This is a genomic window from Enterococcus sp. DIV2449a (assembly GCF_051711225.1).
Lineage (GTDB): Bacteria > Bacillota > Bacilli > Lactobacillales > Enterococcaceae > Enterococcus_D > Enterococcus_D casseliflavus.
This window is the reverse complement of the sequence record NZ_JBIOME010000001.1, coordinates 77100-93112: the sequence shown is the minus strand read 5'-3', so window position 1 is coordinate 93112 and position 16013 is coordinate 77100. Positions and strand designations below refer to the sequence as shown.

The window sequence follows — 16013 nt, the reverse complement described above, 5'->3', positions numbered from 1 at the left end:
TTGCTATGAAACAGTTTTCTCTTTTGCTTCATCAGCCAATACTCTGTTCTAAAAAAAGAAAAAAGAGTTGTTTTAGCACCAAAAAAGCAGCCTTTATCAAAAAGACTACTTTTGGTGAATTGTTATTTAATAACAGGTGCGGGCTTTTTGGCTTTTTTTAGCATCGCATAGCCTATGTTGAGAACAAGCCCAAAAACGGCCAAGAAAATTGCCGTATAGAAGGCTTTTGTATAATCTCCTTGGTTACTTTCTGCGATTGCTGCTGCCACTCTGGGGCCAAAGAATGCCGCCGTAGAATAACCAATAAAGACGATTCCATAGTTGACCCCTTGATTGATCGGTCCGTAATTTTCCATAACGATCGATGGGAATACCCCCATCACGCCCCCGAAGCACAGTCCTAAACCGATGATCCCGACAGTGAAGATCACAGTTGTTTGACCAAGCGTCAACAAGAATAAGGACAATGCCACCACGCCATAGATGATCATCAACGTATTCGTCCGACCAATTTTATCAGAAACGGTGCCCCAAAGGATACGACCAAAACAGTTGCTCAAAGAGTACAAGCTGACATAAAAGGCAGCGGCCGCTGCCGTCAAACCAAACATACTTTGCCCGATCACTGAGGCGTTGGAAGCAATCATCAAACCTGAGAAAGCCCCTACCCCTAACATAACGATAATCAAGTAAAAAGTTGGTGTCTTCAGCATGTCCAACCAATTTAGATTGATTTGAGGACCATTTTTTCCTTGATCCGCTGGTTGCCAACCTGCTGGACAGTAATTTTCTGGTGCTTTACGAATAAATAGACTAGCCACCAAGACGATCACGATATAGGCAATTCCTAAAATCCGAAACGCCGCTAAGACATCTTGTGATTCGATCAAACGATTCGCAATCGGTGCGGCAATAATCGCTGCCCCACCCATACCTGCTGTGATCAAGCCCGAAGCCAGTCCCCGTTTATCCGGGAATAACCGAATCGTATTGCTTAAACAAGCCGAATAGGCAAAGCCTTGCCCTAAACCAGCAAAGACTCCATAAGTCAGGTACAGCATAGCGGGTGAGTTGACCAAACCCGTCAGGAAGAAACCCGCTCCGAACAACACGCCTCCACCAGCGATGACCCATCTAGCGGCTCCTCGGTCTGTCAGCAAACCACCCAAAATCATGGTAATCGGGCCAACTGCGGCATTGATGGTAAAGGCTAGCATGATCTCTTCCATGGACCAACCTTTTAATTGACTAAGAGGTCCTGCAAAGACACTAAAGGCATATACAGCGCCCGTACACAGCAACACTGCGGTCGAAGCGATCAGAATCAGCCAGCGATTGATTTTTGTTTCCATTTTTTCTCTCCTTTGTTTTAAGCATGTTACTTTATTCACATGTTTTTTCAAAAGCTAGCGCGCGTGTCGAGACACAACGCGCAAGGCTTTTTATTCGAGATGTTCTGCGACTGCTGTTTTTCCAGCAATTCGGCCAAAAGTAAAGATGTCTGTCAACGAGTTGCCGCCTAAGCGATTGCCAGCATGGATCCCCCCAGCAACTTCCCCTGCTGCATACAGTCCTTCAATGATTTGATCTTCCTTCGTCAACACATGGGTTTGCGGATCGATCTTCAATCCTCCCATCGTGTGGTGAACCGCTGGTTTTCTTGGTGTGGCATAGAAAGGTGCTTTTTCCACTTTCAAGTCGAAAACATCTTTGCCAAACTCTGGGTCTTTCCCAGCATCCACATAGCTGTTGTATTTCGCAACGGTCGCTTCTAAGACGGTTGGATCGACATTGATCTGCTCTGCCAGGCCAGCCAAGGTCTCACTACGGAACAGCGTACCAGCAGCTACTTGCTTATCGATTTTTTCTTGGCTCGTGTTATAAGCGGTTTTCTTGATCTCTTCATCCGCGATCAAATAGAACAATCCGCCATTATCGATTGCCGCTTGGGTCAATACATCGCGGCTTTCGTACTCATTGACAAAGCGCTCACCCTTTTGATTGACCATCACAAAGTTAGCTGGCGGCACTTGCAGCCCACTGAATAAAGCCCCTGTGTTCGGATCAGATACGGGCATCATTTGTGAAAAGCCCATGCCAACAAGGTCCGCGCCAGCACTTTCCCCTAGTTTGATCCCGTCACCAGTGATCGCTGGTGAATTTGACGTTTTGATATCGTCTTCGATCTCTGTCCAATAGGTATTATATTGTTTCAACATTTTGGTGTTCGCTCCGAACCCGCCGGAAGCCAAAATCACTGCTTTGGCATGGATTGTGATTTTTTGACCGTTACGGCCTTCCCCGATGATTCCAGTAACCTTACCATCTTCGATCAATAATTCTTTGACAGGCGTATCGGTTAAAATCGTTCCCCCATGTTCTTTCACGAATTGATGCAAAGCCGATACAAAGGCATACCCTTCGTTTTTGACTGGTTTATGCCCACGGCGCCATTTCGCTCCTACTGGCATATCGACATTGTTCATATCAAATTCTACGCCGATTTCTTCTAACCATTTCACTGAGGCCAATGCTTGATCCGTCAAGATTTTCACTAGCTCGTACTTCCCATAGATCGGTTGCCCATTCAAATCTTTTCGTTTTCCGCCTAGATAAGTTTGGATTCGATGCCACAAAGCAGAATCAAACAAGTATTCTTTTTCTGGCGTCGTTTCTGAAAGATACGCAGTGATTTGTTCCTTCAAAGCTTTGAAGTCTGGCAAGTATTCTGCATCGATGTCTTGTTCATCGATCGTCAGAACTTCTTCTAAAGCACTGCGTTCGCCAGGCAATGCGGAGAAGCCGTTTTGCCATTTTGGATCCGCAGCATTCATCGGTCCGCCAGTACGTACGGTATTGCCGCCGATCGCTGGGAATTTTTCTACTAAGATCACGTCTTTATTGGCTTGCAGCACACTGGCAGCTGCACTCAGACCTGCGCCGCCGCCACCTACGACAACGACATCGGTAGTATACGTTTCATCTTCTGTTTGCAAAGCACTGGCGGCTTTTGGACGTTTGCGCAAGACATCTGGGTTCGCACCAGCCATTTTCACGGCTTTTGCTACCCCATCGACGACACCGTTACTAGTAACCGAAGCACCAGAGATCGCATCGACATTTAAGGTTTGCCCTTCAATAATCTCTTGAGGAATCCGTACGAAAACGACATCAGCGATCCCTTCTGATTCACCAGACGTATCGATATCGATGGCTTCGATCCGTTCTTCGCTCAATTTGACGACCATTGGTAGATCCCCGTTATGTCCTGGTGCTGTGACGGTGTATTCACCAGGCTCATAAACGACTTCTTCTGGTACGTTCAACAAATTAGCGACTTCCGTAAACCGAACGAACTTGCGGAAACAGCTTTCCAAAAAGTCGATCGTTCGTTGATCTTTTAAATTGCCTTGTTCATCAAAGGCTTGATGCGCACGCCCCAGCAAGAACTCATTTCCTGGCATGACTGTCGCATTGACACCTGGAGCGTCAAGGATTTGGCGCAAATGAAGCTGTGCTCGGGAGGAGCCTTGCACATCGTAGGATGCGCCGACGATCATCACTGGTTTGCCATCAAAGGGATGGAGATTGAAGGAGAGCCATTCCAAGACGCTTTTCAATGCGGAAGGAATCGAATGGTTATGCTCTGGTGTTGCGATAATCACTCCATCGGCTGCTAAAATCTTGCTATTTAACCGTTGGATCACTTCGCTATTGGTTTGATCTTGTGTTTCATTGAACATTGGAACATCCTTGATTTCCAGCAGTTCAATTTCTGCTAGGGCAGCAAATTCTCGCTGCATAAACGCTACTAATTGGCGATTGGTCGATTTTTTGGCGTTCGTTCCGATTAGGCCGACAAATTTCATGACTAGTTCCTCTCTTTCTTATGCTTGTTCCCACGAAAATTTCTTTGCTCGTTCTTTAGCCTTTGAATATTCACTGACCAGACGGTTCGTGATTTCGACGAACAAGACAAATTCATTGAAACAGTCTTCTAGTTCGGCAACTTTTTCGTTATCGATCAAGTTTCCTTGTTCATCGAAGGCTTGCATGGAATGCCCTAACAAAAATTCCGCACTCGGCATGATTCGGGCTTTTACTTCAGGCGCATCTAAGATCTGACGCAAGTGGGCTTGGGCTCTCGATGAACCTAATGCACCAAGAGAAGCACCCGTGATCATCACTGGTTTATCGATCAAAGGCCGCGTCGTATAAGAAAGCCATTCGATCATGCTTTTTAACACCGCTGGGATCGAGTGGTCGTATTCTGGTGTACTGATGATTACCCCATCTGCTGCTTCGATCTTCTCTGACAAGGCTTGGACTGCCGCTGGTGCCGTCCGATCTTCTGGTTCATTAAATGCCGGCAGATCACTGATTTCGCAAAGTTCGATCTCCGCTTGGTCACTAAAATGGCTTTGAATAAATTGCAGTAAGCGACGGTTGGTCGAACGCGTCGAGTTGGTTCCTACGATTCCAATCAATTTCATTATCATCTCTCCTAATTGTGAATAATTTAACATTTAACAAAAAATAAAAAGTTTTTGACCATTGGCTTTGATTTCTTTTTTCAATCGTTTCTCAAGTTGATTTTTACGACCTACTGAGATGAAAGGCTTCTTCCTAAACAAAAAAATCTTCCCCAAGTACCCATTAAGTGTACGGCTGAATTCTTTATTTGTGAAATATTTATTTAATTATCCATCGATAACAAATTTGTTATAATAAGAAAAATGACTAGGAGGACCACGCAATGGCACTTAAAGATTCCCATCTGATGCTGCAATACCTCGATACCTTGCTAAAACATAGCAACTATACCAAAGCCGCCAAAGACCTCTACATCTCACAGCCTTACTTGACACAAACCGTGAAACGTGCCGAACAAGAGCTAGGGACCCCCATCATCAATCGGCAGCCGGGTCATTTTCAACTGACGGAAGCTGGTAAAATCTATTATCAATATCTGGAAACCTTGGAAACAGAGTCTGCCAAATTGAAAAGTCGGCTGTCTTGGTATACCGCGACCGAGAAGCGTTCTTTGCGCTTAGGCATCTTGCCAAGCCTTGGTTCTTACCTGCTGCCGCTCTTTTTGCCTGCGTATTATGAACACTATCCCAACGTGCACTTTTTCTTGCGGGAAGACCTGCCGAAGCACAATGAAAAACGCCTGCTGAATGGGCAGCTGGACTTTTTTATCGGACAAAATCCTGAGACGATCGCACCGAATCTAACGGTCCACAGTACCAATCAAGAACGGTATCTAGCGATCATTCCGCCTTGTTCTTCCCTGTATCAACTAGGGAGGCGGTATTTAGCGCCTGATTCATTGGCCGTCAAAGACTTGCTGCAAAGTCCATTGATTTTGACCGCCAGCGGCTCGGCGATTCGGCGCCAAATCGATCAATTGCTGCAAAAATACAAAGTAGAGGCGACCGTTCTCATAGAAAGCAGCAATATTTATACAGCAGCAGCATTGGCAGAAAACAATCTTGGGATTGCGATCGTACCCGAAAGCGTGCTGCAAGCAGCGACTGCGACCCCTTTTAATCTTTATCCGATGCCAGAGGAACTCTTGTCCCTCACCTATTTTATTGCCCATCAAGCCGAACGGGCATTGTCAAACAGCGAAGCCGAATTGATCGAGACCTTTTTGCAACACGTCTAGCTTTCTTTTTACAAAAAAACAAGCAGCCACCACCTATATTCCTAGGTGATCGCTGCTTGTTTTCATTCTGCTGTTGGCGTTTCGATCAAACGGGCTAATTCTTGCGGATAGATCAACTCTCCATGTTTGGTAATGATTAACCCAGTGATTCCTTCTAACGGCGCCAGCTCCTGCAAGATGGCTTGTGGCTCTTTGCCGAACAAGCGGGTCGTCCAAATCTCTCCATCAACCGATTGGTCGGAGAGAATCGTGACACTGGCAATGGCTGACTCTAACGGATAGCCCGTATCTCGATCAAAAATATGATGATAGGTCTTGCCCGCTACCTGATAGGTTCGTTCATAGATCCCTGATGTAACGACTGATTGATTACGAACCTTCAACGCTGCGACAAAATTCCCTCTTGGCAAGAAAGGGTTTTGGATCCCGATCCGCCAATAGCCATCTTGATGGCTCGGGGCATCGCCGTAAGTCACCACATTGCCTCCAAGATCGATCAAAGCGGCTGTGACACCAACCTGTTTGAAATAGGTCATCAACAAATCAGCAAAATATCCTTTTGCCACAGCCCCTAGATCAAGCTTCATGCCAGCAGCTAACCCGACGGTCTGCAGCGTTTCATCCAAAACGATTTTGGCAGGATCAGTCTTTGGCAGCAGCTCCGCGATTTTCTCAGGCGTTGGTAGATGGGCATCTTGGAACCCGATCCGCCATTCCTGCACCAAAGGACCGATGGCAATATTTAAGTAGCTATCTTTGGGTACGCTATGGGCTTTCCCTAGTGCGATCAATTCAAACAATTCCTGTGTGGCAGCGATCGTTCCTTGTCCTGCCTGCTGATTGATCTGCATCAACTCCGACGTCGGGTCATTGGCACTAAAACGCTGTTCAAAGGCCGCAGCTCTTTTGGCTGCTTCCTCTAAAATCACTTCTGGGGTTTCATGCTGCACCCAAATCGTGATCACTGTTCCCATTCCCTGTAACACTCGTTGGCCTTCTGGCATTGTCCTTGCTCCTTTGTTCTGTTCTTTTGGCTATTATAGCAGTTTCTGGGAGAAAAAAGTAGTCTGCGGGATACCCCTGCTGCTTTTTTTGAAAAAAAACTGCGAGGTCAACCTCGCAGTCTCCTGTTTCTATTGCTCAATGATAAAAGTCGAAGCGGCCTTTCGCCAATACTTCTTTGACCCCACCGGTTTGGTACAAGGAACGGTCCATAATGGCTTTTTTCACCACGGAAGCGGGATAGCCTTTGATGCCCATTTTCCCTACTAAGCCAAAGGCATGGGTATTGCCGATCGACGCCACTGAACCTAATGATTCAAAGTGGAAATCTGCTGGTTTTTCCCCGTTCATTTGACGTAAGATATTTTTACCCGCATGCTGCCCCATCTTCAAAGCGATTTGAGCCGTTGTTGGATACGGGCGATTGGTCGCTGGGTCCATGACTGCTGAAACATCACCGACAACATAGACGTTACTATGATCAGGGTCTGTTAGGTCTTGATTGACCATCACGCGACCACGACGAGCAGAAAAGTCTGATTCAGCCATCACATGGCTACCGCTGACGCCTGTGGTCCAAACGATAGTTTTGGCTGATAATTCTGCTGTTGCTCCTGTATCGGCATCATTTTGATAGACAACGACACCTGGTTTGATTGCTTTGATGGGTTTACCTGTCAGGAAGTTTACGCCCCATTTAACAAGATTTTTGATCCCGTAATCCGATAGTTTTTCATCAAACATCGGTAATAAACGAGTCACTGCTTCGACACAATACAGTTTGATGTCTTCTGGTTTGACGCCTGCTGCTTTCGCAAAGGTTTTACGGTTTTCCACCAATGAACCTAGCAATTCGATTCCCGTGAAACCAGCACCGCAGACAACGATTTTTAGGTAGTCAGGATTTTGTGTTTCTTTGTATGCCTTCATTTGTTTCAACAAATGATGATAGATGTTTTCTGCGGAGTCGACATCCACCATTTCCAACGCATGCTCCTCGACACCAGGGATCCCAAATGATTCTGATTCAAAGCCTAACGCCACGATTAAATAATCATAGGTGCACGTGGATTGATCTTTAAAAACGATCACTTGCTGGTTACGATCGATCGACGCCACTTCCTTTTGAACAAAGGTGGTCTTTTGGGGACGAACGACATCATTGATGGGATAGCAAATGCGGTCTCTTGGTTGCGTACCGGCCGCAACTTCATGAAGATCGGTTGCCTCATAATGATAATCGTTTTTGTCGATCAATGTGATGTGAAACGCTTCTTTTGCTCCTTGCAGTACGTGCAATGCTCGCAATCCAGCATACCCTGCTCCTAAAATGACAACTTCCTTCATGTTTCCTTACTTCCTTTCTTTGCTGTAAAAATTATAAAATCAAACCAATCGCAAAACTCAGCACTTGTACGCATGCTCCGACCGCAAGGATCCGAACGGCACAAATGAAGGTCTCTCTTTTGATTTGTTTTTGCATAAATCGTTTTGTCTGCTGCCAGACAAAGGGCGCCGCGAAAAAGGTCAGAACCAGTGACCAAGGCGCAATGTTGAGGGCAACTGAGGCAATGATCGCAACAAACGCCAAGACGTTCATTGTGATAAATAATTTCAACGCACGGGCTTTACCAAGGTAATGCACCAGCGTATAGCGCTCATTTTTTTCATCCTCTTCCAGATCACAAATGTTGTTTGCCAGCATCAAGTTGGCGATCCATAATGTGTTGGGTAATGAGATCAAGAAAATACTGCCAATCGTGGCAATGTTCCATTCAAAGGTTTGATAGGCATTAAGGTAGACACAGATCAATGAGATCATAAAGCCCATCGTAAAGCCAGAAAAGAACTCGCCTAAAGGCAAACTAGAAAGCGGCCGTGGACCAGAGGAATAAAAGATCCCGACTAGGTAACAATACAGTCCCATCCAAAAGAGCGGCCAACCAACCACCATTGCCAAGGCGATTCCCATGGCGGCGGAAACGATGATCATGGAGACCATCAACCAAAAAACCAATTTGACAGACAACTGTTCCCGACCAATGATATTGGTCTTTTCTTTGTAATCATGCCCTTCTGTGGCATGATGGTAATCGTTGTAGTTATCTAAAATATCCACCGCCATATTGAAGATCAGCATGGCAATGAAATACAATAGGACATAGCCAAGATGAATCGTTTGATAATTGTACCAGCTGTAGCAGACACCAATGAAAAATGGCAAAATACTGGCGGTTTTTGCTTTAAATTCGACAAGTTCTAAAAATACAGGTAGCGTCACAACTTCACCTCCTTTAGTGAGTGCATTAAACTAGTCAATCACGCCCCTTTACGCTAGAATAAGGGCTGAATGACTGTTAGAAAGGGTTATACTATGTTTGACTTTTGGATCGATTATCCGACGATCGAACAACGATTGAAAACCGTATGTTCCATCATTGAAGAACACGTTACTGTTCGTAACAAAGAGATACAAGATGTTTTGATCGACTTTACTTATTCAGGTGGAAAAATGCTGCGGCCAGCGCTCTTTTTTTTGTTTGCTGACTTAGGCGATCCCCATTATAAAAAAACCGACCAATTAACAAAAATTGCTGCTTCTCTAGAAATTTTACACATGGCCACTTTGATCCATGACGACATTATTGACGATTCGCCGCTGCGGCGCAGTCAAGTCACTGTTCAAGCCAAATACGGCAAGGATATCGCGGTCTACACGGGTGATCTTTTGTTCACCCAATTTTTTGAGCTTTTGATCGAAAGTATGAATGGCTCCCCGTTTTTAAAAACCAACGCACAAGCCATGAAACGACTCCTTTTAGGTGAACTTGATCAAATGCACACTCGCTACAACATCCATGAATCGATTGACGACTATCTGCAAAGCATCAACGGCAAAACCGCTGAACTGTTTTGGCTCGCTTGTCTCGAAGGCGCTCATTTTGGCGGCCTCGACACAGAAAACCAAGAGCGGGCGGGTGAGATCGGTCGCAACATCGGGATCGCCTTTCAAGTATTCGACGATATTCTCGACTACACCTCTGATAGTGGCACCTTGAAAAAACCGATTCTAGAAGATTTGGCACAAGGAGTCTATACCTTACCGCTGCTATTTGCCAAAGAACAGGCACCTGCAGCATTCGCTCCTTATTTGAATAAAAAAGCAGCACTCTCCTTGGCAGAAGCCCAAGAAGTTGCGGATCTTGTCGTCCGTTACGGCGGTGTTGAAAAAGCGCGCGCTTTCGCGGTCACCTACACGCAAAAAGCCTTAGACGACATCGATCTGCTGCCCGAAGCACCTAGCAAAGCCAAAATTCGTTCATTAACTGAACTGCTCTTGCAGCGCAATTACTGAGCCATAGAGCAATGAGAAGAAAAGCGTCCATCACTGATTGATGGACGCTCTTTTTTATCGTCGTCCTTGGTCAATGGCCAATAAGTGTTGAAAATGTTTGTTTTCTGCTGCCAATTCGGCAGGTGTTCCGCTCATGGTCAACTGGCCATCTTCAATAAAAAGCACACGGTCCATCATCGAAATTCCTTGCAAGTGGTGGGTGATCCAAATGATCGTTTTGTTCTCCAGCACTTGGAAAAAGGTTTCGAGCACGCCTTGCTCCGTGATCGGGTCTAAGCCGACGGTTGGCTCGTCCAATAAGATGATCGGAGTGTCTTTTAGCAAGATCCGCGCCAATGCCAAACGATGCCGTTCTCCACCAGAAAAACGCAAGCCGGCTTCATCCACCATCGTCGCCAAGCCGTTAGGCAAAGCTGCCACCATTTCTTTCAACCCGACTTGCTCCAGTACGCGCCAGACTTCTTCTTCCGAAGCCGACTCATTGCCTAGCCGAATATTATTCAAGACGGTCGTATGGAAAAGATAGGGACTTTGATTGATAACACCGATCAAGTCACTGATCGACTCACTCAATGCCGTCACAGGCACGTCGTTTAAGGTGATCGACCCTTGCGTCGGTTGCAGATCACCTCGCAACAAGGAGGCAAAGGTACTTTTCCCAGAACCGCTGCGACCAAGGATCGCTAGTTTTTGATGCGCAGGAATCGTTAGATCCAGCCCATGAAGCACTTCTTTGCCTTCAGGATACTGAAAATGCAAGTCCTTGACTGTGATCGACACGAGGCCCGTCACTTCAGGTACTGACGGTTGCTCCATGGAGACTTGGCGATTTTCTTCTGGTAATGCATTGAAGCGATCGATGGAGTCTTTGTAGCGATTGGTTTCTTGAGCAGCAGACGGTAATGGCGCAAATGCATCAACTAAAGGAAAGACACACAGGACAAAGGCAGCGATCCAGTTGGCTGCTCCTCCGTGGTTACCTGGAAAGCGAATGCTGGTCCAAAGCAGCAATGCGACAGCGATCACTCCAAAGATGCTTTGTAAAAGAAAATCCCGTCGGCGATCAAAGGACAGCATCTGTTCATCCACCGCCCGCAACTGTGTTTCCAGTTCCTTATGGGCAGCCACGTACTCGCTGCCTCTTTGAGAGAAGACCCAATCAGAAACCCCTAATACATTATCCGTCAGTGTCGTATACAAGTTGTTTTTCATGTGTTTTTGCTTTTCTTGCCGCGCGCCGTTGATGATCACCGACCAAAGCGGCAAGACAAAGACGATGATCCCTAATAGCAGCAGCATGACCAAAGCAAACCACCAAGAAAAATAGCCGAGTCCAATGATCAAGAACGCATACAAGATCCAAGCGATCACAGTAGGAAAGATCGTCCGCAAATACAGGTTTTGAATATGGTTGATATCTTCTGCCAATAAGCCCAAGATATCCCCCGTGCGATGTGCTTGCTTAAAGAAGATCGCATCTTTTTCTACTACGTTGTACAATTTCAAACGTAAATTAGAGGTCATGCGCAAGACCCAGCTATGACTGGTCAACCGTTCCAAATAGCGAAAGACTGGACGGCCGATCCCAAACGCTCGGGTCAGTACGATGGGGATGTAAACCAATAGAATGTTTTCTGGGATCGATGCCGAGCGGCTGATCAGGTACCCCGAATTAAACATCAGTGCCCCACCACAGAAAAAGGTCAAGAAGCCTAGGAATAAGGCCAGCGCCAAAACGTTTTTGTATTTTGACAAGAAAGGCTTGACCCACGTATCAGTTTTCAATGAGCGCAATAAGCCGATTTTATTCAAGCTGTTCCCTCCTCATTCCATTAACTAGTTCTGTAAAAGCACCTTGCTTTTGCTGCAGTTGTGCCAAGGTCCCTTGTTCCACGATTTTTCCTTGATCCATCACGATGATTTCATCCATTTCCTCCATCCAGTGCAAGCGATGGGTTGCAAAAAAGACTAAACGGTTTTCCATCAGCGGTAGCATCCGTTCCTTTAAGGCCACTTCGGTTTCAATATCCAAATGAGCCGTTGGTTCATCAAACAAAAGAATCTTTCGTTGCTGGTCTAAAAAGGCACGGGCTAGAGCGATCCGTTGGGCTTGTCCGCCACTTAGATGCCGTTCCCCTTCTCCTAACATCGTATCCAACCCTTGCGGCAGCTCCGCCAAAAGCTCAGTCAAGCCTGCCACTTCAATGGCTTTCAGTACGGCTTCTTTGGTAGCTGTCGGCTGATAAAACGCGACATTTTCCTGCAAGGTCAACCGATAGATATAAGGATTTTGCGGAATATAGATCAGCTGTTCTTGCCAGCTTGCTTGGCGAAAGGCCGTGGTCTTCGCCCCTCCGAGAGTGATCTCGCCACTGTCTGGCACGAGAAAGCCACTCAAGGTATTGATCAAGGTAGACTTGCCAGAACCGCTCAGACCGATGATCCCGATCTTTTTGAAGCCAGTCACGTTCAAGTTGATATCCGTCAAAGCCGCTTTTTCCTCGTAGGAAAACGCCAGCTGATCGATCGTTAACTGGGCGTCTTCCTGCCAACGAGGCACCGTTACTGCCGGTACTTGGGCTTCGGGCTGATGCAAAATCTCCGTCACCGCAGTCATCGCATTTTTCCCGTCTAAGGTTGCATGATAATCACTGGAAAAGTCGCGGATCGGCAAGAAGTATTCTGGTGCTAAAATCAAGATGGTTAACGCTGGAAACAGCAAGATTCCTTCATTGATCAGCCGTAAGCCTAGCAAGACTGCCACGACGGCAATCGATAAGGTCGTGAAAAAGTCTAAGGCGAAGGTCGATAAAATACCGACTTTTAATGAAGCCATCGTCGCTTTCCGAAACCGTTCGCTGGAAGCAAAGATACTCTTGCCATATTTTTTACTGACCCCAAACAATTTCAGCGTGTCGATTCCTCGCAGGGAGTCGATGAAATGATTGGACAGTAATTGAAACGTTCGGTATTGTTTTTCCGCTTTGCTTTGCGCGGCATAGCCCAAGATGATCATAAAAATGATGATCAAGGGGAACACCAACAGCAAGACCAAGCCAGATTCCCAATCCAGATAAAAAACGAGTGCCAAAATGACCCAAGGAATGATCGACATATTCATGATTTTGGCAAGAATCAATTTCAAGTAGTTTTCGACTTGGTTGATCCCTTCCAAGACCATCGTTGTTACATTCCCCGTCCCTTGCTGTTGTGCGATCTGAGGACCGACCCGAAACAATTTCTCCAACAATTGATCCCGCAGATCGGCGGCTTGCTGGTAACTGTAATCATCGAGTCTTTTGGAACGGAAATAGATAACGGCTTGTCGGGCGATAAACGAACAAAAGAACAGCAGAATCCAGCCCCACTGTTCCTCTAATGGTCGTCCTTCCCATAAGCCAGTGATGGCACGTGCCAATCCATACGCCTGCCCAATAATGAAGAGCGCCTGCAGGAACGAAAGTCCCGCAAGCAGCCCTAAAAGTTGTTTCATTCCTGGGAGCTTCATGATTTGTTTATCAATCATTTATACCCCTCCAACGCCTCCGTATGACTGATCCGTTTACGGAAGATATAGTAACTCCAAGCCGTATAGGCCAAGACGAAAGGCAAGATCGTCAGTGAAAGATAACTCATGATCTTCAATGTGTAGCGGCTTGAAGACGCATCAGCGATCAACAGGTCATAGCTTGAATCGATCGAACTGATCAAGACTCTTGGGAATAACCCTGTGAAGATCAATGCCACCAAAGCGATCAACGTTAAGCCACTCGCAATGAAAGCCATCATTTCTTTGCCTTTAAAGACGCCGATATTTGCAATCAGTGTCAGTACAACGATCACAAGCAGCAAACCAAGCGTTGTCGCAAAATGATTCTCGAAGAAATCCGTTTGGAAGTAAAGCATCACAGCAAAGACGACTAAGCCTGCATATAAGATGCCATAAAAAATACTTGCATAGTTGCGTGCCCGTGCCCGAATCGGACCTTCCGTTTTCAAAGCGATATAGTTTAATCCGTGCAAGTAGCACAACAAGGTCAACGCGATCCCGCCAACGATTGAAAAGGGATTGACGTAATCCGTAAAGGTTGCCGTCATGTTGCCATCTTCACCCAAAGGCATTCCTTGGATCATGCTGACAAACATCAGACCGAAGAAAAACGGTACGATCGTACTGCCGATCGTCAACGTCCAGTTCCAAATGTTTTTGTGTTCTTTCGGGAAGTTTGCTCGAAACTCAAAGGAAACACCGCGAATGATCAACCCGACTAAGATCAATAACAAAATCAAATAAAAACCGCTGAACAAAGAAGCATACCAGTATGGAAACGAGGCGAACATCGCTCCGCCAGCGGTCAATAGCCACACTTCATTGCCATCCCAGACAGGCCCGATCGTTTTAACGATCTGGTCTTTTTCCTCTTCATTGTGGGCCAATGTCTGCACAGACATCCCCACACCAAAGTCAAACCCTTCTAAGAAGAAGAATCCGGAAAATAAAAGCCCAATCAACGTGAACCATAGTAATTGCAGACCGGTCATCCTTCAAACGCCTCCTTATCAAATGGGTCTTCGTACCCTTCTTGGTTGTCTCCTTGGCTGATTTCGCCGAAGGCTTCTTTTTCAGGTCCATGATCCATTTCCCGTTTCACAAGATAGACCATCGTTCCGCCTAAGCCAGAGAATAAGAGGAAGTAAACGATGTTTGAGATCAAGAGTGAGGTCACGGAAACGTTTGGTGACACACTATCTTCGATCGTAAACAAGCCGTAAACCGTCCATGGGTAACGCCCTAACTCCGTGATCAGCCAACCAGCTGTATTGGCAATAAATGGGGTGAACAAAGTGATTGCCACTACCCAAAGTAACCAGCGTTTTTCAAAGAGCCATGGTTTCTTCTTACGCGTAAAATACAACCCCAGACCAGAAACCAACAGCATCAAGGCACCAAAACCAGCCATGATCCGGAAGCTCCAAAAGAGTGTGTTGACCGGCGGGTAGTAATTACGGTCGCCGTAGGTTTCAATCAATTGCTGATTGACCGTATCCATCCCATCGATGGAGCCGAAGGGTTCATTGAAGGCTAAGATACTCAACATATAGGGAATCGAAACACCGAAGACTTGGTGATGTTCTGCTTCATTCGCCCAAGCAACGACGGTCCAAGCCGCAGGACTCCCGGTATCTTCATAAGTTCCTTCCATTGCGGCAAATTTCATTGGTTGTTCTTCAACCAAGTATTTCATTTGTTCATCCCCGGCTAGCAAGACGGTGAATGAACCGAACAATGCCACCGCAAAACCGATCCGCATTGATTTTTTGAAGAAGTCGCGGTCAATGTCTTTGTCTTTCTTCAACAGACGAAAGGCTGATAAACCAGCAACAATGATCCCACCCATCGTGATGGCAGCGGTGATCACGTGTAAAAACTCATACCACACCTGTGGATTTGCCAATAATGCACCGAAGTCAGTCATTTCTGCCCGGCCATTGTTCAAGGTATACCCCACTGGATGCTGCATAAAACTATTGGCAGCTAAGATCCAAAACGCCGATAGCATCGAACCTAGCGTCACCAACCAGAAAAAGGTGGCGTGCAGCTTGGGACTGACCCGATCCCATGTAAAGATCCACAATCCTAAGAACGTCGATTCTAAGAAGAACGCCAACAAAGCTTCTAAAGCCAAGGGCGCACCAAAAATATCCCCGACAAAACGAGAATAGTCTGACCAGTTCATCCCAAATTGAAATTCTTGAATGATCCCTGTCACGACCCCGACAGCAAAACTCAATAGAAAAATATTCCCCCAAAACTTCGTCATCCGGCGATATTTTTCATCTTTTTTGATCACATAAAGTGTCTCCATAATTGCAACGACGACACCAGTTCCGATCGAAAACGGTACAAAGAAAAAGTGAAAAATCGTCGTCATCGCAAACTGGATTCGCGCTAGTGTCACAATATCCATCCTACATCCTCCTATT

12 protein-coding genes are annotated in these 16013 nt (G+C 46.1%); 2 read left to right on the top strand and 10 right to left on the bottom strand.

Translation table 11 applies throughout. The features are described from left to right. Window positions 1–122 precede the first annotated feature (122 nt). The 3 genes from IGI76_RS00420 to IGI76_RS00410 all read right to left on the bottom strand — a co-directional run bounded on the left by IGI76_RS00420 (window position 123) and on the right by IGI76_RS00410 (window position 4493). Window positions 123–1352: an L-lactate MFS transporter gene (locus tag IGI76_RS00420; RefSeq protein WP_333718864.1), complete on the bottom strand. Its 1230-nt coding sequence runs from the start codon at window positions 1350–1352 to the stop codon at window positions 123–125. A 90-nt stretch (window positions 1353–1442) separates the two neighbouring features. After that, entirely contained in the window at window positions 1443–3869 is a 2427-nt protein-coding gene (locus IGI76_RS00415) for a flavocytochrome c (RefSeq protein WP_438780893.1), read from the bottom strand. An 18-nt stretch (window positions 3870–3887) separates the two neighbouring features. Beyond that, window positions 3888–4493, bottom strand: a complete 606-nt coding sequence (locus IGI76_RS00410) for an NADPH-dependent FMN reductase (protein WP_201690902.1) — start codon at window positions 4491–4493, stop codon at window positions 3888–3890. Window positions 4494–4756: 263 nt separating this feature from the next. Between IGI76_RS00410 and IGI76_RS00405 the strand changes: the two genes are divergently transcribed. After that, window positions 4757–5671 carry a LysR family transcriptional regulator gene (locus tag IGI76_RS00405; protein ID WP_438780891.1) on the top strand — a complete coding sequence of 305 codons (915 nt, stop codon included), beginning with the start codon at window positions 4757–4759 and terminating at the stop codon, window positions 5669–5671. A gap of 62 nt (window positions 5672–5733) precedes the next feature. Here the strand turns inward: IGI76_RS00405 and IGI76_RS00400 are convergent, their stop codons facing one another. The 3 genes from IGI76_RS00400 to IGI76_RS00390 form a co-directional block, all read right to left on the bottom strand. Further along, complete coding sequence (locus IGI76_RS00400) at window positions 5734–6675, bottom strand: FAD:protein FMN transferase (protein WP_333718861.1); 942 nt, start codon at window positions 6673–6675, stop codon at window positions 5734–5736. Window positions 6676–6811: 136 nt separating this feature from the next. Beyond that, window positions 6812–8020 (bottom strand): NAD(P)/FAD-dependent oxidoreductase, encoded by a 1209-nt coding sequence (locus IGI76_RS00395; RefSeq protein ID WP_005226547.1) that lies wholly within the window; start codon window positions 8018–8020, stop codon window positions 6812–6814. Window positions 8021–8051: 31 nt separating this feature from the next. Then, entirely contained in the window at window positions 8052–8954 is a 903-nt protein-coding gene (locus IGI76_RS00390; RefSeq protein ID WP_005226546.1) for a prenyltransferase, read from the bottom strand. Between the two features lie 93 nt (window positions 8955–9047). On the opposite strand from IGI76_RS00390, the gene IGI76_RS00385 reads away from it, so the two are divergent. Further along, entirely contained in the window at window positions 9048–10028 is a 981-nt protein-coding gene (locus IGI76_RS00385) for a polyprenyl synthetase family protein (protein ID WP_005226544.1), read from the top strand. 54 nt (window positions 10029–10082) lie between these two features. Here the strand turns inward: IGI76_RS00385 and cydC are convergent, their stop codons facing one another. Genes cydC through IGI76_RS00365 form a run of 4 tightly spaced genes read right to left on the bottom strand, consistent with a single transcriptional unit; the run spans window position 10083 to window position 15997 of the window. Further along, entirely contained in the window at window positions 10083–11840 is a 1758-nt protein-coding gene (gene cydC, locus IGI76_RS00380; protein ID WP_010748518.1) for a thiol reductant ABC exporter subunit CydC, read from the bottom strand. Next, entirely contained in the window at window positions 11833–13554 is a 1722-nt protein-coding gene (gene cydD / locus IGI76_RS00375; protein WP_333718860.1) for a thiol reductant ABC exporter subunit CydD, read from the bottom strand. The genes cydC and cydD overlap by 8 nt, the downstream gene beginning before the upstream one ends. Further along, window positions 13551–14570: a cytochrome d ubiquinol oxidase subunit II gene (gene cydB / locus IGI76_RS00370; RefSeq protein ID WP_005226530.1), complete on the bottom strand. Its 1020-nt coding sequence runs from the start codon at window positions 14568–14570 to the stop codon at window positions 13551–13553. The genes cydD and cydB overlap by 4 nt, the downstream gene beginning before the upstream one ends. Continuing rightward, entirely contained in the window at window positions 14567–15997 is a 1431-nt protein-coding gene (locus IGI76_RS00365) for a cytochrome ubiquinol oxidase subunit I (RefSeq protein ID WP_288723053.1), read from the bottom strand. Before IGI76_RS00365 ends, cydB begins: the two co-directional genes overlap by 4 nt. Window positions 15998–16013 lie beyond the last annotated feature (16 nt).

Coding starts and splice junctions, on each gene's coding strand:
- IGI76_RS00420 (WP_333718864.1), bottom strand. CDS start 1,352: ATGGAAACAAAAATCAATCGCTGGCTGATTCTGATCGCTTCGACCGCA.
- IGI76_RS00415 (WP_438780893.1), bottom strand. CDS start 3,869: ATGAAATTTGTCGGCCTAATCGGAACGAACGCCAAAAAATCGACCAAT.
- IGI76_RS00410 (WP_201690902.1), bottom strand. CDS start 4,493: ATGAAATTGATTGGAATCGTAGGAACCAACTCGACGCGTTCGACCAAC.
- IGI76_RS00405 (WP_438780891.1), top strand. CDS start 4,757: ATGGCACTTAAAGATTCCCATCTGATGCTGCAATACCTCGATACCTTG.
- IGI76_RS00400 (WP_333718861.1), bottom strand. CDS start 6,675: ATGCCAGAAGGCCAACGAGTGTTACAGGGAATGGGAACAGTGATCACG.
- IGI76_RS00395 (WP_005226547.1), bottom strand. CDS start 8,020: ATGAAGGAAGTTGTCATTTTAGGAGCAGGGTATGCTGGATTGCGAGCA.
- IGI76_RS00385 (WP_005226544.1), top strand. CDS start 9,048: ATGTTTGACTTTTGGATCGATTATCCGACGATCGAACAACGATTGAAA.
- cydD (WP_333718860.1), bottom strand. CDS start 13,554: ATGATTGATAAACAAATCATGAAGCTCCCAGGAATGAAACAACTTTTA.
- cydB (WP_005226530.1), bottom strand. CDS start 14,570: ATGACCGGTCTGCAATTACTATGGTTCACGTTGATTGGGCTTTTATTT.
- IGI76_RS00365 (WP_288723053.1), bottom strand. CDS start 15,997: ATGGATATTGTGACACTAGCGCGAATCCAGTTTGCGATGACGACGATT.